The sequence below is a fragment of the Streptosporangium sp. G11 genome, assembly GCF_051192615.1.
GTDB lineage: Bacteria > Actinomycetota > Actinomycetes > Streptosporangiales > Streptosporangiaceae > Streptosporangium.
Window position 1 is genome coordinate 69,146 of the sequence record NZ_JBPJUQ010000042.1, and the last position, 23,106, is coordinate 92,251.

General features: G+C 70.4%; 21 protein-coding genes and 1 pseudogene. 8 read left to right on the forward strand and 14 right to left on the reverse strand.

What is annotated here, in order from left to right; genetic code table 11:
* Positions 1-2 precede the first annotated feature (2 nt).
* Together ACSDR0_RS31250 and ACSDR0_RS31255 are read left to right on the forward strand one after the other, a co-directional pair.
* The gene (locus tag ACSDR0_RS31250) at positions 3-371 is read left to right on the forward strand and encodes an STAS domain-containing protein (RefSeq protein WP_435292493.1); all 369 of its coding nucleotides are present in this window, start codon (positions 3-5) and stop codon (positions 369-371) included.
* A 341-nt stretch (positions 372-712) separates the two neighbouring features.
* Complete coding sequence (locus ACSDR0_RS31255) at positions 713-1,108, forward strand: STAS domain-containing protein (protein WP_435292494.1); 396 nt, start codon at positions 713-715, stop codon at positions 1,106-1,108.
* Positions 1,109-1,198: 90 nt separating this feature from the next.
* Here the strand turns inward: ACSDR0_RS31255 and ACSDR0_RS31260 are convergent, their stop codons facing one another.
* The 3 genes from ACSDR0_RS31260 to ACSDR0_RS31270 all read right to left on the reverse strand — a co-directional run bounded on the left by ACSDR0_RS31260 (position 1,199) and on the right by ACSDR0_RS31270 (position 6,376).
* Positions 1,199-2,248: a LacI family DNA-binding transcriptional regulator gene (locus ACSDR0_RS31260; RefSeq protein ID WP_435292495.1), complete on the reverse strand. Its 1,050-nt coding sequence runs from the start codon at positions 2,246-2,248 to the stop codon at positions 1,199-1,201.
* A gap of 7 nt (positions 2,249-2,255) precedes the next feature.
* Positions 2,256-4,844 carry a glycoside hydrolase family 3 C-terminal domain-containing protein gene (locus tag ACSDR0_RS31265; protein ID WP_435292496.1) on the reverse strand — a complete coding sequence of 863 codons (2,589 nt, stop codon included), beginning with the start codon at positions 4,842-4,844 and terminating at the stop codon, positions 2,256-2,258.
* Between the two features lie 182 nt (positions 4,845-5,026).
* Positions 5,027-6,376 (reverse strand): DUF1996 domain-containing protein, encoded by a 1,350-nt coding sequence (locus ACSDR0_RS31270; protein WP_435292497.1) that lies wholly within the window; start codon positions 6,374-6,376, stop codon positions 5,027-5,029.
* A gap of 365 nt (positions 6,377-6,741) precedes the next feature.
* On the opposite strand from ACSDR0_RS31270, the gene ACSDR0_RS31275 reads away from it, so the two are divergent.
* Positions 6,742-9,741: a galactose-binding domain-containing protein gene (locus ACSDR0_RS31275; protein ID WP_435292498.1), complete on the forward strand. Its 3,000-nt coding sequence runs from the start codon at positions 6,742-6,744 to the stop codon at positions 9,739-9,741.
* Between the two features lie 155 nt (positions 9,742-9,896).
* Here ACSDR0_RS31275 and ACSDR0_RS31280 read toward each other — a convergent pair whose 3' ends face one another.
* From ACSDR0_RS31280 to ACSDR0_RS31320, 9 genes and pseudogenes are all read right to left on the reverse strand, one after another.
* A complete protein-coding gene (locus tag ACSDR0_RS31280; RefSeq protein WP_435292499.1) occupies positions 9,897-10,688 on the reverse strand; it encodes a hypothetical protein in 792 nt (263 codons plus the stop codon).
* A gap of 113 nt (positions 10,689-10,801) precedes the next feature.
* The gene (locus ACSDR0_RS31285) at positions 10,802-11,602 is read right to left on the reverse strand and encodes a glycosyltransferase (RefSeq protein WP_435292500.1); all 801 of its coding nucleotides are present in this window, start codon (positions 11,600-11,602) and stop codon (positions 10,802-10,804) included.
* Between the two features lie 185 nt (positions 11,603-11,787).
* Positions 11,788-12,075: pseudogene (locus ACSDR0_RS31290) on the reverse strand (glycosyltransferase); the annotation flags it as partial.
* Between the two features lie 360 nt (positions 12,076-12,435).
* The gene (locus tag ACSDR0_RS31295; protein WP_435292515.1) at positions 12,436-12,858 is read right to left on the reverse strand and encodes a YchJ family protein; all 423 of its coding nucleotides are present in this window, start codon (positions 12,856-12,858) and stop codon (positions 12,436-12,438) included.
* 158 nt (positions 12,859-13,016) lie between these two features.
* Positions 13,017-13,346, reverse strand: a complete 330-nt coding sequence (locus ACSDR0_RS31300) for a hypothetical protein (RefSeq protein ID WP_435292501.1) — start codon at positions 13,344-13,346, stop codon at positions 13,017-13,019.
* Positions 13,347-13,483: 137 nt separating this feature from the next.
* Complete coding sequence (locus ACSDR0_RS31305) at positions 13,484-13,975, reverse strand: LOG family protein (RefSeq protein ID WP_435292502.1); 492 nt, start codon at positions 13,973-13,975, stop codon at positions 13,484-13,486.
* 41 nt (positions 13,976-14,016) lie between these two features.
* The gene (locus ACSDR0_RS31310; RefSeq protein ID WP_435292503.1) at positions 14,017-15,522 is read right to left on the reverse strand and encodes a tripartite tricarboxylate transporter permease; all 1,506 of its coding nucleotides are present in this window, start codon (positions 15,520-15,522) and stop codon (positions 14,017-14,019) included.
* Between the two features lie 20 nt (positions 15,523-15,542).
* On the reverse strand, positions 15,543-16,004 hold the full coding sequence (locus ACSDR0_RS31315) for a tripartite tricarboxylate transporter TctB family protein (RefSeq protein WP_435292504.1): 462 nt from the start codon (positions 16,002-16,004) through the stop codon (positions 15,543-15,545).
* A gap of 1 nt (position 16,005) precedes the next feature.
* Positions 16,006-17,043: a tripartite tricarboxylate transporter substrate-binding protein gene (locus ACSDR0_RS31320; protein ID WP_435292505.1), complete on the reverse strand. Its 1,038-nt coding sequence runs from the start codon at positions 17,041-17,043 to the stop codon at positions 16,006-16,008.
* Between the two features lie 175 nt (positions 17,044-17,218).
* Between ACSDR0_RS31320 and ACSDR0_RS31325 the strand changes: the two genes are divergently transcribed.
* Together ACSDR0_RS31325 and ACSDR0_RS31330 are read left to right on the forward strand one after the other, a co-directional pair.
* The gene (locus tag ACSDR0_RS31325; protein WP_435292506.1) at positions 17,219-17,902 is read left to right on the forward strand and encodes a response regulator transcription factor; all 684 of its coding nucleotides are present in this window, start codon (positions 17,219-17,221) and stop codon (positions 17,900-17,902) included.
* Between the two features lie 6 nt (positions 17,903-17,908).
* Positions 17,909-19,384, forward strand: coding sequence for an ATP-binding protein (locus ACSDR0_RS31330; RefSeq protein WP_435292507.1), 1,476 nt, complete (start codon positions 17,909-17,911; stop codon positions 19,382-19,384).
* 142 nt (positions 19,385-19,526) lie between these two features.
* Here ACSDR0_RS31330 and ACSDR0_RS31335 read toward each other — a convergent pair whose 3' ends face one another.
* The gene (locus ACSDR0_RS31335; RefSeq protein ID WP_435292508.1) at positions 19,527-20,486 is read right to left on the reverse strand and encodes a TAXI family TRAP transporter solute-binding subunit; all 960 of its coding nucleotides are present in this window, start codon (positions 20,484-20,486) and stop codon (positions 19,527-19,529) included.
* Positions 20,487-20,612: 126 nt separating this feature from the next.
* On the opposite strand from ACSDR0_RS31335, the gene ACSDR0_RS31340 reads away from it, so the two are divergent.
* From ACSDR0_RS31340 to ACSDR0_RS31350, 3 genes are all read left to right on the forward strand, one after another.
* A complete protein-coding gene (locus tag ACSDR0_RS31340; protein ID WP_435292509.1) occupies positions 20,613-21,623 on the forward strand; it encodes a hypothetical protein in 1,011 nt (336 codons plus the stop codon).
* A gap of 319 nt (positions 21,624-21,942) precedes the next feature.
* The gene (locus ACSDR0_RS31345; protein ID WP_329087211.1) at positions 21,943-22,167 is read left to right on the forward strand and encodes a type II toxin-antitoxin system VapB family antitoxin; all 225 of its coding nucleotides are present in this window, start codon (positions 21,943-21,945) and stop codon (positions 22,165-22,167) included.
* Positions 22,164-22,565 carry a PIN domain nuclease gene (locus ACSDR0_RS31350; protein ID WP_435292510.1) on the forward strand — a complete coding sequence of 134 codons (402 nt, stop codon included), beginning with the start codon at positions 22,164-22,166 and terminating at the stop codon, positions 22,563-22,565. Before ACSDR0_RS31345 ends, ACSDR0_RS31350 begins: the two co-directional genes overlap by 4 nt.
* Here ACSDR0_RS31350 and ACSDR0_RS31355 read toward each other — a convergent pair.
* A partial coding sequence (locus tag ACSDR0_RS31355) for a hypothetical protein (protein WP_435292511.1) occupies positions 22,558-23,106 on the reverse strand: 549 nt, incomplete at its 5' end. The genes ACSDR0_RS31350 and ACSDR0_RS31355 overlap by 8 nt on opposite strands.

Consider the following 23,106-nt stretch of genomic DNA (forward strand, 5'->3'; position numbering starts at 1 on the left):
TCGTGATCTCAACATTCGATGTTCAGACATGGCGAAGCGGCGCCTGTGTGGTCGTACGGGCGACGGGCGAACTCGACATGGCCGTGGCTCCCCGGTTGCGCGCGGAGATCGACCGCGCCCTGGACGGCGCCGGAACCCCGAGCCTGGTGATGGACCTGACCGGAGTGCCGTTCTGCGACTCGGTGGGGCTGGGAGTCCTCGTGGGCACGCTCACCCGGCTCAAGGAGGCCCACGGCCGCCTCATGCTGGTGCTGAGCCCCGGCATGATCACCCACCTGTTGACGATCACGAATCTCGACCGGCACTTCGAGACGCGCGACAACCTGCGCGAAGCGCTCGACGCCATGACACCGAGCCACTCCCAGGGCTGACACCTCCCAGGTCAGGCCCGCTTTCCCACCCGGCTCACGCCGCTCTCCCGCCACTCGGGGACCGCCTTCACCGCGCGCCCGCAGCCCTTCGCGGACACGGCCACAAAGCTGTTTCCTTGAATAGCTGGCACATATCCAAGTTGGCATCTACACTTCGCTTCGAAGCTATACGATCACGGAAAGCGATGATTCGCACCGTTAGGGAGTATCGTGGCTTCAGGTCGTCCACCCCCTCCGCGCCCGCACAGCGCGATCAGGGAGGCGACGAGCTGAGGCCAGGAGTCCAGCGACACCCCCTGGCCGGATACGTACATTCACGTGAGCCTGCAGGGAAGTGGGCGATGAACGCACTTCAACTCACGAGCGAGCACGCGAACGACTTCGTGGTCATCACGGTGGCCGGTGAGCTCGACCTCGCCACCAGACCCGACCTGTCGGCCTTCGCCCAGGACGTCATCGGCGATCGCCCCGGAACGGTCATCATCGACCTCGCCGGCGTCACCTTCATCGACGCCTGCGGCCTGAGCGCGCTGATCGCCGTCAAACGGTACGCGCGCGATCACGACACGCCCCTGCTCCTGGCCGGGGCCCCACCCGTCGTTCTCAAGCTTCTGAAGCTCACCAACCTCGACGCGTCCTTCACCGTGATCTCCCGCTCGGGGGCCATGGGCCCTCCGCCGGGCTGCTCTGAGGCCGCCTCACGCGCCCAGGCGGCCTCCCCCCTCGCCGACCGTTAGAAGTCCGCCCCCGCGCCACCGAGGCGGCCGCACAGGCCGCCACACCCCGCCGCCCGGCCCCACGGAGGCCGCACCCGGGGACCGCCCGGGTCAGGCGGACTCTCTGATCACCAGGGTCGGTTCGAAGATCCGTGACGTCACCGGATGGTCCGGGTGCTCGATGTGGGTCAGCAGCAGCCGTCCCATCTCGGCGGCCATGTCCTCGACGGGATGGCGGACGGTGGTGAGCGGCGGGCGGCAGGCCAGCGCCGCGCTGCTGTCGTCGAAGCCCACCATGGCCACGTCACCGGGCACGCTGCGCCCGTGCTGGCGCAGCACCAGCAGGGCGCCCTGGGCCATCAAGTCGTTGGCCGCGAAGACGCCGTCGATGTCGGGGTGTTCGGCGAGCAGCCGTTCCATCGCGGCCTCGCCGCTGGGAAGGGTGAAGTTGCCCTCGGCGCAGGGGATGTAGGGATGGCCGTGGACGGCCATCGCCTCCTGGAAGCCCGCGAGACGGTCCTGGCTGGCCGGGACGTCGAGCGGACCGGAGATGGTCGCCAGCCTGCGGCAGCCCCGGGCGACGAGATGGTCGGCGGCCAGTTTGCCCCCGGCCCTGTGCCCGACGTCGACGTAGCTGATCGGGATCGGCCTGGCCGGCCTGGCGAAGAGCACGGCGGGCAGCGAGGCGTCGGCGAGCAGCTTGGGCAACGTGTCCTCGGTGCTGATGGAGACCAGGATGGCCCCGTCGACGTTGCCCCGGCGCAGGTAGGTGATGACCTGGTCGCGCGTCTCCGGGGTGTCGGCGAACATCAGGATCGGATAGATGCCCAGCGGGCGCAGGAAGCCGACGACACCCCCGGCCACGCGCCCGAAGAACGGATCCGCGAAGACATGCCCGGGAAACGGGCTCTCCTCGCTGCTTCCCGCCCCGGAGACGATCAGGGCGATCGTCCCCGTCCGCCGGGTGACCAGGGAGCGCGCGGCCTGGTTGGGAACGTAGCCGGTGAGCGCGATCGCCTGCTTGACCTTCTCCTGGATCGCGAGATCGACATTGCGAATTCCGTTGATCACGCGCGAGACCGTGGCGCGGGAGACTCCCGCCGCCCGCGCCACATCCTCCAAGGTGGGGGGTGCCGACACTCGCGGTAGGCCTTCGCTCATAGGGCTTTTATAGCACAGCGAGAGAGCGCTCTCCCGAGGGCTCTCTCGGGGTCGGCGGCGCCGTACCGAGGACCACCGCGGCGCTCAGCGGCAGGTCGGCGGCCGAGCGTCCGGCGAGCACCGTGAAGGCGCCCTCCTCGGCCCGCCAGGCGTGGTGCTCGGCGGACCAGTGCTGGAAGGCCCGCGCCGGGACGTCCACCGTGACCTCGACGACCTCGCCCGGCCCCGCGTCGGCGAGGGCGTAGCCGGCCAGCCAGCGCGTGGGACGGGTCACGCCCGTCTCCGGCCGGGACAGGTAGACCTGGACGACCTCGCGCCCGGCGCGCTCGCCGGTGTTGCGCAGCCGTACCCGGACGGGCAGCGCGCTTTCCGAAGAGACGTCCCAGGAGACGGAGACGTCCTCGTAGGACCAGGACGTGTATCCGAGCCCGTACCCGAACCAGTACGCGGGCGGCGCGGGCCGCCGCAGCCAGGCGCGGTAGCCGATGTCGAGACCTTCGGAGTAGGCGAGCGTCCCCTCCTCGGGAACGGTGGAGACGAGCGCCCTGTCCGCCCAGGTCGTGGGCAGCCTGCCACCGGGCTCGGCACGGCCGAACAGGACGTCGGCGAGGCCGTGCCCCGCCTCCTGCCCGGGGAACCAGCTCAGGAGCACGGCCGGCACCTCCTCGCGCCACGGCAGGACCATGGGGCCCCCGGAGTTGACCACCACGACGGTCGCCGGGTTGGCGGCGGCCACCGCGCGAACCAGCTCGTCCTGGCGTCCCGGCAGGTCCAGGTGCGTACGGTCGGCGCCCTCGTTCTCGATCTCCTCCGTGGAGCCGACCACGACGATGACGGCGTCGCAGGTCCTGGCGAGCTCGACCGCGGCGGCCAGCTCCACCTCGTCGGCGCGGCGGGGCGGGTCCGCGGCCAGGACCGAGGCGATCCCGCTGTCGGGGTCGAGCCGCCGCCGGGAGACGAGCTCCACGTCCCGGCCCGCCACCACGGGGAACCCCGCGCGCCGGTAGGGCGGGGACAGGTGCACGGTGGCGGGGTCGTCGGTGTCACGCTCCACCTCCTCGTCGACCAGGACGCGGCCGTCCGCCTCCAGGAGGACGTGCCCCCATCCGGCGACGGCCAGCTCCCACAGGCCGTCCACCTCCGGGCTCAGGAGAGCGCGGATCTCGACGGTGGCGGCGTCGTCGATCCGCGCGGGTTCCAGGATGCGGCCGGTCAGCCGGTGCTCGGCGTGGATCTCCGCTCCGGTGGCGTCCAGCAGGCGGACCAGGACGCCGGGTACGCCGGTCAGGGGGTTGCGGGCGTTGTCCGTGCCCAGCGGGGTCGGCCGGTCGTCGAGGTGCGGTCCCGGGCGGTGGAGCACCTCCGCCGTACCGGACAGCGCCTCGCGGATGCCGTCGAGGGGAGACACGACGGACATGGGGTACACGCCCGCGCTGCCGCCTCCCTGGATGCGGGCGGCTGCGGCGTTCGGCCCGAGCACGGCGACCCTGCGCAGGCGCGAGGGGTCCAGGGGAAGGAGCGAGCCCTCGTTGCGCAGGAGTACGGTGCTCGCGGCGACGGCCCGGCGCAGCAGCGCGCGGGCGGAGTCGTGTTCTCCCGGCTCGCCGTGCCCTCCTCGCACGCCGTGCTCTCCTCGCTCATCGTGCTCTCCCTGTACGCCGTGCTCTCCCCGTACGTCGCGGCCTTCCCGTTCGGCGGGGTCGGGGAGGGCGAGGGGGGTGAGGGGGGCGTCGGCGGCGAGGTCCAGAGCGCCGACCCGGGAGGCCAGCCGGAGCAGGCGCCGGACCTTGTCGTCGATCGCGGCCTCCGGCACCTCGCCCGCCCGCACCGCGGCGACCAGCGCCTCTCCCCAGGCACCCTCCGGCCCCGGCATCGCGAGGTCCTGCGCGGCGCGGGCGGCGGGAGCGGTGGAGCGGACGCCTCCCCAGTCCGACACGACCACCCCGTCGAACCCCCACGCCTCCTTGAGCGGGTCGGCCAGGAGAGGGCTCTCCGACATCGTGGTCCCGTTCACCCCGTTGTAGGCGGACATGACGACCCAGACGCCCGCCTCCACCGCGGCCTCGAACGGCGCCAGGTACAGCTCGCGCAGGGTCCGCTCGTCGACGCGGGCGTCGAGGGTGAGCCGCTCGGTCTCGGAGTCGTTGGCGACGTAGTGCTTGGCGGTGGCCGCCACCCCGCCCGCCTGGACGCCGCGGACGCAGGCGGCGCCGATCCTGCCCGTCAGCAGGGGGTCCTCGGAGTAGCACTCGAAGTGACGCCCGCCGAGCGGGGAGCGGTGCAGGTTGAGCGTCGGGGCGAGCAGGACGTCCACGCCCTTGCGCCGAGCCTCGGCGGCGAGCAGCCCGCCCAGCAGCTCCACCAGGTCGTCGTCCCAGGTCGCGGCCAGCGCGGTCGCGGAGGGCAGGGTCAGGGAGGTGCTCCGCTCGTCCCAGCCCTCCCCGCGCACGCCGACCGGGCCGTCGGAGGTGACCATGGCCCGCAGCCCGATGCCGGGCTCGGCGTGGGTGGACCACACGGTCGCCCCGGCGAGCAGCCGCACCTTACGTTCCAGGTCCAGCTTCTCCACCAAACGGTCGAGCTCGTCGATGCTCACGTGGTTTCCCTTCACTGTCGGAGAGCGCTCTCCAGTACGTCACGGCGGTCCCGCGCTGTCAATGTCCAGGAAATGTCCGGCAGTGGACACACCGGGGCCCGTGTCGAGAAAAGCACGTGCCCGGCTCCGGCCCGCGGGTGCCGGAGTCCGGGGCACCCGAGGCCGGAGCCGGGCACATGCGGTCAGGGAAGCTCGAAGTTCTCCGTGAGGGCGGCGCCGCGGTGCGGCTTGTACAGGTCGTAGCCGCGCGGGTTGCACTGGAGGCCACCGTTGATGCAGTGGGTCACCAGGGCGTCGAGGATGGCGGGGTTGTCCCAGGCGTTGAAGAAGTCGTAGTGCCAGGTGTAACCGCGCCCGCTGGCCAGCCGCGCCTGCGACAGGTCACCGCTGGCGGGGAAGGCGATCTTGAACTCCAGCATCGGCACCGCCACCGGGTGGCTGGCCGGGCAGTAGCCGCCGACGGGGTAGGACATGTGGCTCTTGTGGTTGGCGCTGTCGAGGTTGACGCCGTCCCAGCAGCTCGGCGCCTGGTAGCGGACGTTCACCTGGCTGCCCGCCACGCAGGACGTCGGGATGTCCCAGCTCTTGGAGATGTCGCCGCACTCGAAGCCCTCGACGGCGCCCGGGGAGTCGCGGAACTCGGCCAGCGTCGCGGTCGGGCTGCCGACGACGAAGCGCAGGCTCTGCGGGAAGGGCTGCACCTCCCAGTAGTTGAGGATGCCGGACTTGTAGTAGATGACCTGGTTACCGGCCGGCTCGATCAGCTGGCTGCCCTTGTAGAAGCTCGGGAACCAGTAGGCCGACCTGTCGTGCGGGTTGGTGCACGAGGTGCCGCCGCCGAGGAGCGACGACGCCGTGCTGTTCGCGTTGGTCGTCCTGTTGCCGACGAAGGTGTGCATGTGCGAGGCGCCGGGCAGGCCGGGGTAGATGATCGGGTCGTCGGGCCGGTTCGCCGTCGGGGAGCAGTTGGCCTGGAACTCGTGGTGCGTGACCTCGTCGGTGAACGTCGGCCTCGGCCTCGGGGTGGTCCCGGCGCCGCCGGTGCCGTACACCTTGAACTCCCACAGCGAGTAGCCGTAGCCGGTGCCCCGGGCGGTGCCGTACAGCCGCACGTACCGGCCCGAGCCCGAGACGTTGAGGGTCTGGGTGCCGCCGGTGCCGGTGGTGGTGGAGTAGACGTCGGTCCACGACGAGCCATTGGCCGAGGTCTGGATCTTGAACGCCTTGCCGTACGCGCCTTCCCAGTTGAGGACGACCTGGGAGACCGTCGCGCTGGCGCCCAGGTCGACCTGGATCCACTGCGGGTCGGCGGCGGCGCTGGACCACCGGGTCCCGGTGCTGCCGTCGAAGGCGGCTCCGGCGCCGTACCCGCCTCCTTCCGAGGAGGAGGCGGTCGCGGGCCGGCTCTGGGAGAGCAGGCCGTCCGCCGCGCTGGCGGGGGAGATGATCGCCAGACCGGCCGCGACCAGCGCGGTGATTGCGGCGGCGACCAGTCCCAGGCGGAATCTGACGGGACTTCGGGATGGGCGCATTGCCTCTCCTTCATGGGGGGTGGCCGTTGGGGACGGCACAGGGAGAGCGCTCTCCTACGAGGTTGATCCTCCCTGTTGCGAATTGTCAAGACGCCGGCCAACCCAAACTGAAACCCGCCGTTCACGTCACCGATACAGAGAGGCGCCCGCCCTCTCGCCTCCGACGCGCCGACGGACGTGCGCGAAGGTGAGCTTTGCAGTCGTATGTCCACTGGGAAGAAGTTTCCGGTTCGTGAGCAGCGCGTTTCGCCCCCGCGGAAAGAAGGGCCTTGACACCACTCGATCTCCGGGAGCACCCTCGGTTACGGAGAGCGCTCTCCCCCCTCGCCGTCCCTTGGCGGGCATCCCCCTTTCGAGGAGAGATCGTGTATCCAGCTCGTAGTTCGGGCCGCTTCCGGTTAGGCCTGGTCATCGCCGCTCTGGCGGCACTGGTCCTTTCCGGACTGGCATTCACCGGCCCCGCGGCGGCGGCCGACGGCCTGCTGTCGCAGGGCAAGACGGCGACGGCCTCGTCATCCGAGGGCGCCGGCTACGTCGCGTCGCTGGCGGTCGACGGAAACCTGACGGGCACCCGGTGGGCCAGCGCGTTCAGCGACCCGCAGTGGCTCCAGGTCGACCTCGGCGAGACGGCCACGATCAGCCGGGTGGTGCTGACCTGGGAGGCCGCGTACGGCAGGGCGTTCAAGATCCAGACCTCGGCCAACGCCTCCTCCTGGACCGACGTCTACTCCACCACCACCGGCACCGGCGGCACCCAGACCCTGGACGTGACCGGTTCGGGCCGGTACGTGCGGATGTACGGCACCACCCGAGGCACCGGCTACGGCTACTCGCTGTGGGAGTTCCAGGTCTACGGCAGCACGGGCGGCCCCCAGGAGCCCGAGGAGCCCGGCACCTGGACCGAGGTGTGGAAGGACGACTTCAACGGATCGGCGGGCACCTCACCCTCGGCCGCCGACTGGATCCTGCGCACCGGCACCTCCTACCCCGGCGGCGCCGCGAACTGGGGCACCGGCGAGGTCGAGACCATGAGCGCCTCGACGGCCAACGTCTACCTCGACGGCACCGGCAACCTGAACATCAAGGCGATCAAGGACGGCGCGGGCAACTGGACCTCCGGCCGGATCGAGACCCAGCGCACCGACTTCGCGCCGCAGCCGGGCGAGCTGCTCAGGTTCAGCGCGCGGCTCAAGCAGCCCGACGTCGCGAACGCCCTGGGCTACTGGCCCGGCTTCCGCGCGACCGGCGCCGCCTACCGGGGCAACTACAACAACTGGCCGTCCGTCGGCGAGACCGACATCATGACCGGCGTCAACGGCCGCAACCAGCTGGCCAACACCCTGCACTGCGGCACCGCGCCCGAGGGCGTGTGCAACGAGTACAACGGCCGCACCAGCGGTTTCGCCACCTGTGACGGCTGCCAGACCGGCTACCACGAGTACGCCCAGGTCATCGACCGCACCAAGGCCGACGAGGAGATCCGCTTCTACCTCGACGGCAGGCAGACCTGGGTCGTCCGCCAGAGCCAGGTCGGCGTCACCGCGTGGAGGGCCGCCCTCCACCACGGCTTCTACCTCCGCCTCGACCTGGCCATCGGCGGCTCGCTGCCCAACGCGCTCGCGGGCGTCACGACGCCGACCGCCGCCACCACCTCCGGCGGCGTGCTGAGCGTGGACCGGATCTCGGTCGCCAGGCAGGCCGGCACCGTCCCCGCCGCGATGACCGACCCGGCCACCCCCGCCGGGCCGAGCACCGTCAGGGTGACCGGTTCGCAGGGCAACTGGCAGCTCCAGGTGAACGGCGCCCCGTACCTGATCAAGGGCCTGACCTACGGCCCGCCGCAGGCCGCGGCCGACGGCTACATGCGCGACCTGGCGGCCATGGGCGTCAACACGATCCGCACCTGGGGCGTCGACGACACCCACACCCCCGCGCTGCTCGACAGGGCCGCCCAGCAGGGCATCAAGGTCGTCGTCGGTCACTGGCTCAACCAGGGCGCCGACTACGTCAACGACACCGCGTACAAGACCAGCGTGAAGAACGAGATCGTCGCCAGGGTCAACGCCCTCAAGGGCCGCCAGGGCGTGCTCATGTGGGACGTCGGCAACGAGGTCATCCTCACCATGCAGGACCACGGCCTGCCGGCCGACGTGGTCGAGCAGCGGCGGGTGGCGTACGCGAAGTTCGTCAACGAGGTGGCGCAGGCGATCCACGCCGCCGACCCCAACCACCCGGTCACCTCCACCGACGCCTACACCCACGCCTGGACCTACTACAAGGCCCACTCCCCCGCCCTCGACCTGCTCGCGGTCAACTCCTACGGCGCCATCCACACCGTCAGGCAGGACTGGATCAGCGGCGGGTACACCAAGCCGTACATCGTCACCGAGGCCGGACCCGACGGCGAGTGGGAGGTGCCCAACGACGTCAACGGCGTCCCCAACGAGCCGACCGACCTGCAGAAGCGGGACCAGTACATCGCCAGCTGGAACGCGATCAAGGGCCACACGGGCGTCGCGCTCGGCGCGACCGAGTTCCACTACGGCCTGGAGAACGACTTCGGCGGGGTGTGGCTCAACACCACCACCGGCGGCTGGCGCAGGCACGGCTACCACTCGCTCAAGGCGGCCTACACCGGGCAGCCCTCGGCGAACACTCCCCCGGAGATCACCTCGATGACGGTCGGCTCGCAGACCGCCGTCCAGGCCGGGAAGACCTTCACCGTCGAGGTCGCCGCGACCGACCCGAACAGCGACCTGATCCGCTACAACCTGATGTTCAGCAACAAGCACATCAACGGCAACCGCGGCTTCGACAACGTCAGGTTCACCCAGACCGGCCCCGGCAGGTTCACGGTGACTGCGCCGGAGCAGATGGGCGTGTGGAAGGTGTACGTGTACGCCTTCGACGGGCACGGCAACGCGGGTATCGAGCAGCGGTCCTTCCGCGTGGTCCCGCCGACGGTCGCCGGAACCAACGTGGCACTCGGCAAGCCGACCACCGCCTCCTCCTACCAGGCGACCGGCGACGGCGGCCCGTTCACCGCGAACCGGGCCACCGACGGCAGCTTCACCTCCCGGTGGGCCAGCGAGTGGGCCGACCCGCAGTGGATCCAGGTGGACCTCGGCGCGACCACCGCGATCAGGCACGTCCAGCTCGGCTGGGAGGGCGCGTACGGCAGGGCGTACCAGATCCAGACCTCCACCAACGGCTCGACCTGGACCAACGTCCACTCGACCACGACCGGCGACGGCGGGTTCGACTCCGTCGACCTCAACGCGTCGGCCAGGTACGTCCGGGTGAACCTCACCCAGCGCGGCACGGCGTACGGCTACTCGCTCTGGGAGTTCGGCGTCTACAGCTAGGTCCATCGGGGCTGGATCTCTCACAGCGTCCGGCCCGCACCGGGGCCGCACGTGCGAGTGACGGCCCGCTCAGGTGACACGCCGCCCGGTCCATCGACCGGGCGGCGTGTTCGTCGTTTCCCCTCGGAAGCCCTTCGGGTCGTGAATCCCGACCGTCAGGAAACGCGCGAGGAGGGTGCCGTCCAGGTTCTGCAGGAGCCGGGGTCGCCGCTCCTGAAACCGCGGTCGAGCCAGTGAACGATGTTCTTGCCCCTGGCGAACCGGCGGTCTTTCTTGTGGTCGTAGTTGTAGTCGGCGTTGCCCTTCACGAGTTCCAGCAGCGCGGGCCAGCCCTCGCTGTCATGCCCCGCGCTCTTCCAGACGCTTCCCAGGAAGACTCCTCCCAGGCAGTCGGCCTGCAGGGTCCCGCGCCTGGCCTGCTCGAGGCGCTCGGTCTCGCTTTTGTACGACAACGCGCCGTGACCATTGGCGATGCCGGTGAGGGACTGCAGATGACGGCCGTAGAGCCCGGCGATGTACTGGAAGTGGTAGATCACGCGGGTCCGCAGGTAGTAATCCTCATCCACCAGTATCGCCATTGTCCTCGTCGTGAAGCAGTAACGGGCGTTGATGTTCTTCTGCCACTTCTTCCCGCAGAACTGCTTCGGCTTGCTGAGGACGACGAGCTTGGCGGGCGCGAAGGGCAGCTTGGCACGCTTGGCATGTGCCGACCACGAAGCGTTCAGGCAGCCCCACAACCCGACGATGGTGCGCCTGGCGTCCGCGAAGCTCTGGGTGCTGAGCGCGCCGTCAGGACATTTCGATGATTTGATCTTGCCGCTGCGGTAGAGGGCGTTGTCGGTCAGGACGGGCAGGTCCCTGACAGGAGAGGCGAGAGCCTCGGCACCGCCGGAGAAAAGGAAGACGCCGAGGATGGCCGAGACCAGCAGCGCGGGGGGGCTGAACATGAGAGAACACGTTAGGGCAGAACACCGTCGACGATGAGGTCCGACCGCCCTCCCCCGCGCGCGACGCCTCTCGCCGACCCTCCGCTTCAGAACGCCTGTCGCCGACCCCCGCCTCAGAACGAGCTTCGAGAGTCCACGGCCACCAGCAGCCGCGCGGCGGCTTCCACGCCGTCGGTGCGCACCTCGCCGGCGAGGGATCGGGCACGGTCCGCCACGTCCGGCCGGAGAGTGGAACCGAGGGCCTCGGTCAGCGAGCCGGTGGTCGGCGCGCCGGGCGAGTGCGCGGTTCCGGCTCCGAGGTCGTCGACCCGTCGTGCCCAGTAGTGCTGGTCGAAATGCTGGGGGATGACGACCTGGGGTGCCCCGGCCCGCGCGGCGGCGGTGGTGGTGCCCGCGCCGCCGTGGTGCACGACGGCGGCGACCCGCCGGAAGAGCGCCTGCTGGTTCACCTCTCCGATGGACAGGCAGTCGGGTCCGTCGTCCGGCAGCGCCAGGTCGGCCCATCCGCGGAGCACGATCGCGCGGCGGCCGAGCGCGCGGGCCGTCTCGATCATCGTCTTGCCGAGGTCCTGGGGAGCGCGGATGCTGCCGAAGCCGAAATAGACGGGTGGCTCGCCGGCGTCGAGGAACGCCTCCAGCTCCGCGGAGAGCGGACGCTCGTCCGGCAGGATCCAGGCGCCCGTCTGGACCACCTCCAGGTCCGCGGGCTCGGGCCAGGGCCCCAATGTCGGGTCGGCGGCCAGCCAGGGCCTGTCGGTGAACATGTGGCTCCGCACGTCATCGACCGGGGGCAGGCCGACCGAGGCCCGGTGGGAGTCGAGAGCGGCGCCGAAGATGTCGTTCCAGCGTCGCGCGTCCCGATCCCAGAGCGTGCGGTTGCCGGTCGTACCGTCCGCCGTCGTGTCCCCCCGCATCGGCAGCGGGGGTGGCGCGTGGTGGGGGAGGGCAGGGCTGTCGGGCAGTAGCCGGCGAAGACGTAGCGGATCCCCATCCGCTCGGCCACCGAGCGAGCGGCCACCACCAGGTATCCGCCCGCCATGATGACGTCGCAGCCTTCTGCCGCCGCCAGCAGCGTCTCGAACTGGTCGGCGATCGAGGCCTCCACCATCCGGCGCCGCTGCTCGGGCGAGGGCGGGGCCGCCGCCGGGTCGGCCTTCCCGGTCGAACGCAATTCGGGGCCGAGGGGCGTGAACGGGATCCCGAGACCGTCGATCCAGTCGCGGAAGTCGGGGGGCGCGCACACGCGGACCTCCTCGCCAAGGGCCCTCAGCCGCACCGCCAGTGCCACCACCGGCTGGACATCACCACGTGACCCGATCGTCGACAGCAGAAAACGCATCGAAACTCCCCCTCTTACGACAGCCGCGACCACGATCGGCCGGGGCATGGTCAACGTGAGCCCCGGACGCGCCCGTCTCCGTTCACCAGGCGCCGGTGCGGCTCACGGCCTCGAATTCTGGACCGTCACCGGGGTCTTGCCGCAAGCCCCCCTGTCCGCTATACGTTGAAAGTGGCGAGAGGTCCGGGTGTTTCCGGGGCCGGACGCGGGGGTTCGCCTCACGGCGGCTCGGCGCGACCGCCGTGGCCGTGACGTGGTGAAACGACGTTTTCCAGAGCGGTCCTCAGAACGGTTCTCAGAACGCCCCGACGTGCAGAGCCGTCCTTGGAACGCCCGGCACACAGAGCGTTTCCTAAAGCACCCCGACACGCGGAACCGTTCTTAGGGCGCCGCCGTACAGAGCGGTCCTCAGAGCGCCCCGACGTACACCCAGTCGCCCGCGTGCCGGGTGAAGCGGCTGTTCTCGTCCATGTGGCCCGCCTCGCCGCGCTCGACGTAGTGGGCGCGGAAGCGGACGGTGCCCTCGGTGTGGAAGGCGCTGCCGCCGGTCGTCTCCAGCACCTCCAGCCGGGTCCACCGGAGCCCGCCGCCGAGGTCGACGCCGGGCGGGCGCGCCGACGGGTGCCAGGTGCGGAGGAGATACTCGGCGTCACCGACGCTGAAGGCGCTGAACCTCGACCGCATCAGCGCCTCGGCCGTCGTCGCGGACGCCTCCCCGCGGTGCAGCCGCCCGCAGCAGTCCCCGTACTTCGCGGGCAGCCCGCACGGACACGAGGCGGTGGGCGCGGAACGGGCTCGGGGCCGTGGATCACGTCGTGGCACGTCCTCCAGTATGCCCGCGCGTCCACCGGGCCCGTTCCCGGCGCACGGCTTCCCGCGAGGTCCACCGCCGGCGCTCATCTCGGCCCGGCGACCCGCGAGGTCCGTTCCCGTGACCTCGCGGGCGGGCAGGGGGCGCCGATCGCCGTGCTCGCCTCCGGCCCGGTGACCTACGAGATATGTCCCTGACGCTCGTCTCCGGTGTCGAAGAAGGTGCTGAGATACTCCTCCGGTTCGAGATCGCTGTCCCGAAGGAGGGAGAAGACCTCCGTGCCCGGCTCGATCACCTCGTCCGACAGCCGGTACGCCTGCGCCAGCCCCAGATACCGGAACGCTCCGCCGATGCCGTACTCCGCCGCCTCGCGCTCCGCCATGATGATGGCCTCGTCGAACGAGGCGGCCCTCCACAGGGTGACCCGTTCCTCGTAGGTGTCACGTGGCGGGTCCCAGCGGAAAACGCATCGGACGGTGTACCAGCCGGTGTCGGGCGAAGATCTCACGCCGCCATGATGCCGGACGACGGACCCGTCCGGGTTCCGGCGGAACGGCGGCGAAACGCGGCCTCGCCGGGCCACTCTGTGGCCTTCACCGTCGACGCTCCCGTCTCTCAGCCTCCCGTCTCTCAGCCTCCCGTCTCTCAGCCTTCCGTCCGCTGGTCAGGCCAGAGCCCGGTGGCCGCCAGCGCCTCCTCCGGGGACGAGACGTGCCTGACACCGGCGACCGGGTGCCCCTCACCGTCGAGGAGCCGCCAGCCGCCGAGCTGGACCACGGGGACACGGCCGCGCCGCATCGCGAGCGCCAGCTCGGACAGCGTGCCCCACGATCCGCCGACGACGATCACGGCGTCACCCGAGTTGACGATGATGGTGTTTCGCGCCTCCCCGACGCCGGTCGGGATCACGATGGAGAGATCCGGGCCCGCGTACTCCCTGTCCGCCCGGGACAGGATGCCGACCACCGTCCCGCCCGCCGACCGGGCACCGGCCGCCACGGCGGCCATCACCCCCGTGTAACCACCGCAGATCACCACCGCGCCGCGCTCCGCCAGCAGCCGGCTGACCTCGCGGGCGTTGGACTCGTCGTCGCCCGTGCAGTCGCGCGGGCCGCAGACCGATACCTGAATCGTCACGTCTTCTCGCCCAGCCATTCCGAACGCGGAGCCGACCCACCCTACTCCTCCTCGGCGAACACAACCTCGCGGCGCCTGCGAATCGCCGGGAGGACGGCGACGACGAGCGCCGCCACGGCCAGGGCCAGGAGCACCGCGGAGATCGGCCGGGTCAGGAAGACCGACGCGTCTCCACGGGAGATGATGAGCGCCCGCCGCAGGTTCTCCTCGAGCAGGGGTCCGAGGACGAAGCCGAGCAGCAGCGGCGCCGGCTCGCAGCCGCACTTGATCAGGATGTAGCCCAGAATCCCGAAGAACACGATCGCGTAGACGTCGTACGCGTTGAACTCCAGGGAGTATGTGCCGATCGCGGCGAACAGGATGATCATCGGGAACAGCACCTGGTACGGGATGCGCAGCATGCGCACCCAGAGGCCGATCAGCGGCAGGTTCAGCAGCACGAGCAGCACGTTGCCGATCCACATCGACGCGATCAGGCCCCAGAACAGCGCCGGTTCGTCGGTGATGACGTTCGGGCCGGGGGTTATGCCGTGGACGATGAACGCGCCGACCATCAGCGCCATCACCGGGTGGGCGGGCAGCCCCAGGGTGAGCAGCGGGATGAACGACGTCTGCGCGGCGGCGTTGTTCGCCGACTCGGGACCGGCGACGCCCTCGATCGCGCCGCGCCCGAACTCCTGCCGCCGCTTCGAGATCCGCTTCTCGACGGCGTACGAGGTGAACGAGGCCAGCACGTGGCCACCGCCGGGCAGGACGCCGAGCGCGGCGCCGAGACCGGTCCCCCGCAGGATCGGGCCGACGATCCGGCGCCGGTCCTCGCGGGTCGGCCAGAGGTTCTTCACCTTGTCGACGATCGCCGTGCGGGTCTGCTCGTTCTCCAGGTTGCGCAGGATCTCGGCCACCCCGAACATGCCGACGGCGACCGACACGAAGTCGATGCCGCCGTACAGCTCACGCTGGCCGAACACGAACCGGGGCGTGCCGGTGTAGAGGTCCTGGCCGACCGTGCCGAACAGGACGCCGAGCGCGATCATCGCCAGTGCCTTGAGCGCCGCGCCGCGCGCCAGCGCGATCGACACGATCAGGCCGAGCAGCACCAGCGAGAAGTACTCGGCCGGGCCGAACCGCAACGCGACGCGGGCCAGCGGCGGGGCCGCGACGGCCAGCACCACGGTGGCCACCGTACCCGCGAAGAAGGACCCGACCGCGGCGGCGGCCAGCGCCGCTCCGGCCCGGCCCTGCCGGGCCATCTCGTGCCCGTCCAGCGCGGTGACCGCCGCCGACGACTCACCGGGCAGGTTGATCAGGATGGCGGTCGTCGAGCCGCCGTACTGCGCACCGTAGTAGATGCCTGCCAGCATGATCAGCGCCGTCACCGGCTCGAAGCTGAACGTGATCGGCAGCAGCATCGCCACCGTCGCCGTCGGCCCGATGCCGGGCAGCACGCCGACCGCGGTCCCGAGCAGCACTCCCACGAAGCAGTAGAGGACGTTCTGGAGCAGGAGGGCGGTCGAGAGGCCCAGGGCGAGGTTGTCGAGAAGTTCCATGCCTCAATCCGGATGCCGCGTCAGAACCCCAGCCACGGGCCCCATAGCGGGATTCGCAGCTGAAGTCCGACGACGAAGATGAGCGTGCCGGCCACGGTGAGCCCCGCGGCCACGGCGACGGCCGTGAGCAGCCGTACGCGCGAGCTGGCCAGCGCGGTGAGCAGGGCGGTCACCGCCGACGTCAGGACGAATCCGAGGCCCCGGACGGTGAATCCGAAGAACAGGACCGCGAGCACGATGGCGGCGACCGCGCGCCAGGGAATCGGCCCGAACTCGATCACCTCGCCGGCGACGAGTCCCTTGACGACGATCGCCAGGCCCAGGGCGGCCACGACCGCGCCGACCAGCAGCGGGAAGGCTCCGGGGCCCATCCGCAGCGGGGTGCCCAGCTCGTAGCCGAGCGCCCCCACCACGAACGCGCCACCGATCAGGACGAAGATTCCCCCGGCGAGGACGTCCGGGAGGGACCGGCGACGCTCCACCTCAGGAGGCCTTGACGCCGGCGTCGGCGATGACCTTCGCCCAGGTGCCGAGCTGCTCCTCGAGCTTGGTCCGGAGCGCCTGCGGGGTCGCGTCCCCGGCCGGGACCGGCGCGGTGCCGAGCTTGGCCATCTGGTCGACGACCCCCTGGTCGGCCAGCGCCACCTTCAGCGCCTCGGACAGCTTCTGGACGACCTCCTGCGGTGTGCCCTTCGGGACGTAGAGACCGTGCCACACGCTGACCTGGAGCTGGGGCAGCCCGGCCTCGGTCGTGGTGGGCAGGTCCGGCAGGCTCTTCACCCGCTCCGGCGTGGTGACCGCGTACGCCTTCACCTCGCCCGCGGAGATCTGGCCGCTGGTGTTGGTCGTCTGGTCGCACATGAAGTCGACCTGGCCGCCGACGAGGTCGGTCAGCGCTGGGCCGGTGCCCTCGTACGGGACCTCCTGGAGCTTGACACCGGCGGCGGTCTGGAACAGCAGGCCGCACAGGTGGGACGCGGCGCCGATGCCGGCGTTGGCCAGCGTGACCTTGCCGGCGTTCGCCTTCACGTGGGTCACGAGGTCCTGGAGCGTCGCGGGCGCGAAGTCCTTGCGGGCGACGATCGTCATCGGCACCTCGGTGACGAGGCCGACCATCTCGAAGTCCTCAAGCGGCTTGTAGCTCAGGTTCTGGTACAGGGCGGGCGCCGTCGACATGCCGATGTGGTGCATGAGCACGGTGTAGCCGTCGGGATCGGCCCGCGCGACCTCGCCGGCGCCGATCGTGCCGCCCGCGCCCTCGGCGTTCTGGACGACGACCTTGGCGCCGAGCTTGGCGGCCATCGGCTCGGCGATCATGCGGGTGACGGTGTCCGTCGGGCCGCCCGCGCTGAACGGCACGACGAACGTGATGTTCTTGTCCGGATAGCCCCCGGCGCCGCTCGCGCCGGTGGCGCCTCCGCCGGGGGCGCCCCCGTTACCCGAGCAGGCTGCGACAAGCGAGACGACGCCGATCACGGCGACCATCCGTGCGACGGCCCGGTACCTGCTGATCGTTCTCATATCGCGGCCTCCTCGTCAGCGCACACGCGTTCGTTCAGTGAGTGCGCGGCCTCAGTCTCGGCTGACGGGGACGCGAATGGTGTCAGAGAAATCCCAAGAATGCGCCGGATGCCAGAGAAATTCCGAGAACCGAGGGGCTGACCAAGCGCCGATCCGGGCCGTACAATCCGCCGGTATGCGGATCACCATCATCGAGGATGACGACCGCGTGGCGCGGGGTCTGGTGACCGTCCTCGTCCAGGCGGGCTTCGAGGTCCACCGCATCGCCACCGCCGCGGAGGCCGTGCGTGCCGCACCGTCCGATGTGGTCCTCGTCGACCTGGGCCTGCCCGACGGCGACGGGCTCGACGTGATCCGCAGGCTGCGGGACCACCCGGAGACCGCCGTCATCGCCGTGACGGCGCGATCGGAGGAGCACGAGCGGGTCCGCGGCCTGCGTGCCGGAGCGGACGACTACATCGTGAAGCCCTTCGGCGTCCCGGAGTTGCTGGCCCGGATCGACGCCGTCCTGCGGCGCACCCGGGCGGCCCGGGCCCTGAGCCACCCGGATGAGCCGCTCGTCCTCGGCCCGATGCGGATCGGCGTCGGCACCCGCGAGGTCACCGTCGACGGCACGCCCCTGACGCTGACCCGCAAGGAGTTCGAGCTGCTCCTGCTGCTGGCCCGGCGGGCGCCGAACGTGGTGAGCCGCGACGTCATCCTCGACCAGATCTGGGCCGCGACCTGGGAGGCCTCAAGTCGCACCCTGGACACCCACATCGCGGCGTTGCGGCACAAGCTCGGGCCGGCCGTGATCATCCGCACGATCCACGGGGTCGGCTATCGGCTCCTGGCCGACCAGCCGGAGCTGATCGGCTGACGCGCCGTGCACCGTCGCCTGCTCATCGTCCTGGTGCCCCTCGCGGTGCTGCTCGTCGCGGCGCTCGGGGTGCCGCTCGGCATCACCGTGGCCGAGCGGGAGATGCAGGAGACCTACGTCGACCGGCTCAACGACGTCGGCCGGTTCGCGTCGCTGGCCGAGACCGCGCTCTCGACCGGGCGGACCGAGGCGCTCCACCAGGAACTGGCGCACTACCACGAGCTGTACGGCATCCCGGTCGCGGTGATCGACACGTCGGGCACGGTGCTGCTCGGACCGGCAGGCGCGTACCGGGAGTCGGCGCGGGCCGAGCCGGCGTTGCCCCGGATCGTGACCGCGGCGCTGGCCGGGGCGAGGTCCGAACCGTCCGGGGAATGGGCGCCGTGGGACGACTCCGCACTCGTGGTCGCGGAGCCGGTGGGCCGGGACAGCGAGGTCGTCGGCGCCGTCGTGACGATTTCCGACCTGTCGAAGACGCGCCATCGCATCCTCGTGCGATGGGCCTGGCTCGCCGGGCTCGGGCTGCTGCCGTTGATCGCGCTGGTGGCCGTCGCCTGGCCGGTGTCGGCGTGGGTGCTGCGGCCGGTGCGGGAGCTGGACGCGGCGAGCTCCCGCATCTCGCGGGGCGACCTCACGATCCGGGCGGACGCCGAGGCCGGCCCGGTCGAGCTGCGGCGGCTGGCGGAGTCGTTCAACACCATGATGGACGCGGTCGAGAACGCCGTGCAGCGGCAGCGGGCGTTCGTGTCCGACGCGTCGCACCAGTTGCGCAATCCGCTGACCAGCCTCCGGCTCGCCGTGGAGAGTCTGGAACCGCACCTGCGCACGACCGGCAACGGGCGGCAGGTGTACGACATCGCCGTCGACGAGCTGAAGGCGATGCAGCGGATGCTGAACTCGCTGCAGGCCAGCGCGCGGATGGAGAGCATACGGACGGCGTCGCCGGTGGACCTCGACGCGGTGCTGGCGACCCGGGTGAACCGGTGGCAGGCGTTGACGGCGACGGCGGGGCAGACACTGGCGGTCGACGTGCCGCCGGGGCTGCGGCTGCTGGAGCCGCCGGGCGGACTGGGCAGCGTCCTGGACGAGCTGATCAGCAACGCGTTACGGCTGTCGGGCGCGCGGGTGGTGGAGGTGACCGCCCGAGTCGTCCCCGGTGGTGCGGGCCCCGGCGACGCCTCCGCGGCCGGAGACGTGGTCACGATCGCCGTCCGTGACGACGGCCAGGGGATCGACGCGTCCGAGCGGGCCCAGGCGCTACGGCGGTTCTGGCGGTCGCCGCGGCACCAGAACGTGTCCGGGACCGGCCTGGGACTGGCGATCTGCGCCGACCTGGTCGGGGCGGCCGGGGGCGAGCTGCGGCTGGAGGAGGGCCTGCCGCGTCCTGACGGGTCCGGACACGGATTCGCCGCGGTGGTCGCGCTGCCGGTCGTTCCGCGGGTGGCGTCGCCGTCCGGCGCCCCGGCCCCGTCGCAGGCCTGAAGTCCCGGACTCCGACGCCGGTCTGAGGATCCGGGCACCGCCGCCGATCTGAGCCTTCCGGCTCTGTCGCAGGCCTGAGCCTTTTGGCTCTGTCGCAGACTTGAGGTCCCGGGCTCCGTCGCGGGCCCGTCGCCGTCTCGGGTCAGCGCTTGCGGTCGCGGAACCAGGCGGCCGCGCCCGGATGGAGCGGGATCGACGCGGTGGAGATCCCGGTACGCACGTTGATCTGCCACGCTTCGGGAACGGCCTCGGCGTCGTCGCGGCCGGCGGAGGTGATCGTGCCGGTGTGCGTGAAAATCGTGTCGGTGATGGCGTGGACCAGGTCGCCGGGCAGGTCGTTGCGTACGAGAAGCAGGTTCGGCACGGTGACGGTGCGGGTGGCCGGGACGCCGGCGTAGGCGGTCGCGGGGATCGTGGCCGGGGTGTAGGAGCCCGGGAACGCCGTGAAGAGCGCGTCCGCCTGCGCGTCCAACGGGATCAGCCGGATCGGGTGCCGCTGCGCCAGCTCCGTGATGGCGGGTGTCGGGACGCCGGTCAGGGAGAACATCGCGTCGATCTCGCCGTCGCGCAGTGCCGCCGCCGATTCGGCCTGGCTGAGATACCGGCCGTCGGCGTTCACGAGGCCGAACTTCAGAACCCGCAGCGAGGTGAACTCCGTGCCCGAGTCGCGGGCACCGAGGGATACGCGCTTGCCCTCAAGGTCCCGGAACTCGTTGATCGCCGAACCGGCCATGACCACGAGATGCAGGTGACTGTCGTAGAGCCGGCATATCGCCGAGAGCCCCTCGGGCGCGCTGCCGTCGGCCGTGACCAGCGCGTCCAGGCTCGTCAGCCCGAGGTGCACCTCACCGGCCCGCAGCATCCGGATGTTGTCGGTGGACGCCCCGCTCGGCACGGTGATCACCGTGGAACCCGGCACCTGCTCGGTGATGTGTTCGGCCAGCGCGCCACCGATGCGCCGGTATACCGCCCCCGCCGGCCCGGTGGCCAGTCGCAGGTGGACCTTGTCGACCTCGGGCTGCCGGGAGCAACCGGCGAGCAGCCCCCCAGCGGCCAGGAGCACCGCCCGCCGACTGAGCCGTGGCTCCGGGTTCAACTCCATGCCGAGATGATACGGACGCGACCGCCGGTCTCCGAGTCCAGAACCGTCTGGACCCGCATCCGCTACCCTCGCCCGAGTTGATCGTTTCCGGAGGAGGGTGCCGTGACCCGGGAGCCCGGATCGGAAGTGCGATCTCCGATGGCGGTGGTGCTGCGCTTCGGTGCGGTTCTGGCGGTGTCAGGGCCGGTGACCTTGACGGCTTTCGGGGTGGGCAGGCAGAGCGTCGGCTGGTTCTGTTCCGCGACGGCCTCGACCCCCTACCCGCTGGAGGGTCCTTACGCGTTGGAGAACGTGCCGGGAGAGCTGCTGTTCTGGGGTGTTCTCCTGTTGCCGGTCGTCGTGGCGGGCCTTCTCCTGCGCGGGTCACGTCGGGCCACGCTCACGGCGGTCTCCGCGGTCGGCGCTGTGCTCGCGTTCGGACTCTTCATCGCGTTCCTCCTGCCGGGCCTCGACCCGTGCGCCGGGCAGGAGCGTGTGGCCGTGCCGCCCTGGCCCTTGATCGTCTGCTATCCGGTGGCCGCGGGGGCGCTGCTCCTGGCGGCCCGGTCACCGCTGCCCCGGAGATGGCACGGGATCATCCTGTGGGCGGGCGCCGCCGGCGCCGCGGCGTGGGCGGCCGCGTTCCACCGCTTCACGGTCACACACGACAGGTTCCTCGCGGGCAGCTACGTCCTCATCGAGGCTCCGGAGTCGTTCTGGAACGACCTCGCATGGTGGTCCGGTTGTGCCGACAGGATCGGCCTGCCGGTCGTTCTCGTCGCGTTGGCGGCGGCCGCGAGGGCGGCGGCCCCCGCCCGATGGGAACGGCCGGCCGGCACCGCGGTCGCGGTGGCTCTCCTCCTCTTCCCGCTCCTCGACGTCGTGGAGTACATCCGCTGGTACGGCGAGGACTTCCAGACACCTCTCGTCGATTCGGTGCGCTGGCACCTGCTTCTCGCGGCCGTCCTCGTCGCGTCGGCCGTCTGGAGCTCCCGGCAGCGGATCTCCTGGGCCGGAACCGTCCGCCTGGCGCGGCACATGATCCGCGGGCAATCGAAGGACGTGATTCCCGGACAGGCGAAGAATCTCGCCGTCGCGGTCGTGATCGCGGCCACCGCCGTCTGGTTGGTCGTCTCGTCCTTCACGCCGACACGGTAGGAACACAACGACACGGACTTCACACGGCACGGAGCGACATCTACCCCCAGAGCACTTCATCACGGGTTGGAACACGACCGGCCAGGACCGTCCACAGCCCGCAGGGCCTTTGACCATGACTGGGATCCGCATCAAACAGGCGACGCCCTCACTCTCCGCCTGCACCACCTCCGTGGACGCAACCCCCCGGCAACCGACGGCCCCCGGCCTCATGACAAGAACCTGATCCTCCTTTTCGCGCGTTCAGGTTGCGAACAGCGTCTCCAGATCAACATCGTTGATATACTATTCTCATTTCGTATATACAGGTGGGGGCATCATGACCAAGACCCTGATCGACCTCGATGACGAGGCCCTAGCGGAGGCCGCGAAGTTGCTCGGCACCTCGTCCAAGAAAGACACGGTCAACGCCGCTCTGCGAGAGATCATTGATCGACGCAAGCGGGCAGCGGCCGTGGCTCGCATGCGCGAGATGGTGGCTGAAGGTGAGATCGACTTCTCAGCCATCGACAAGGGTGACAGCGCACACCAGGCCGTGGCGTGACAGAGCTCTATCTCATAGATACCAGCGCCCTGGTCCGCTTCTACCGCGGCCAGGTCGGGACAGAATGGGACCAGACGGTCTCTGCCGGGCTCGTAGGTATCTGCGAGCCGGTCAGGCAGGAGTACCTCCGAGCTGTCGGCGGCCGACCAGCCTTCTACGAAGCCGGCAATCTGCTCCAGGAGACCTTCCCGTACTTTGTCATCCCCGAATCGGCCTGGGACGAGACGAGCGGGTTGCAGCGCGATCTCGCCGACAAGGGGTGGCACCAGAGCGCCTCTCCGATCGATCTCCTCATGGCGGTGACGGCTCGGCATCACAAGCTCACCGTGCTGCATGCCGACGCCGACTTCGACACCATCTCCCGCCTGACCGGACAACCGGCGCGCTGGATCAGCTGACGCGCCGACAGAAGAGCTTCAGAAGTTCTTGAGACGGCCGAGCGGTGAGGGTCGCCAGTCGATGATCTCGCCCATCCAGAACTCCGCGAGCGGATTTCCTGCCGTATCGAGCATCCGAAGCGCCTCCGCCCCAAAGGGTTCCTCCGGGGGTAGCGCTTGGATCCGCTGAGGTGGTCACGCATCCGCCGGGAGGGGAGGCAACCAGGATTTCGACGGTCACAGGTTCGTCGTTCTCCAGCGCCTCGACGAAGCCGCCTTCTGCATCAAGGCAGGAGTCACAGATTTGCTCATCTTCGGCAATGAGCAGGAATTTCGGCTGGACATCATCCACGTGTCTCACGCTCACCGGTAATCGGATGACGTTGTCGTCAGAGATCAAAAAAGCCCCGAACGATATTCGCTCGGGGCGTTTGTGCTGCTCAGTCGCTGTGGTCAGGGGCGGGGTCGAACCGCCGACCGTCCGCTTTTCAGTCTTTGATGTGGCTGCGCGCACGCCCTGCGGGCGTGAAAATCGGGGGTGGTTGCCCGCCGACGTCGAGTC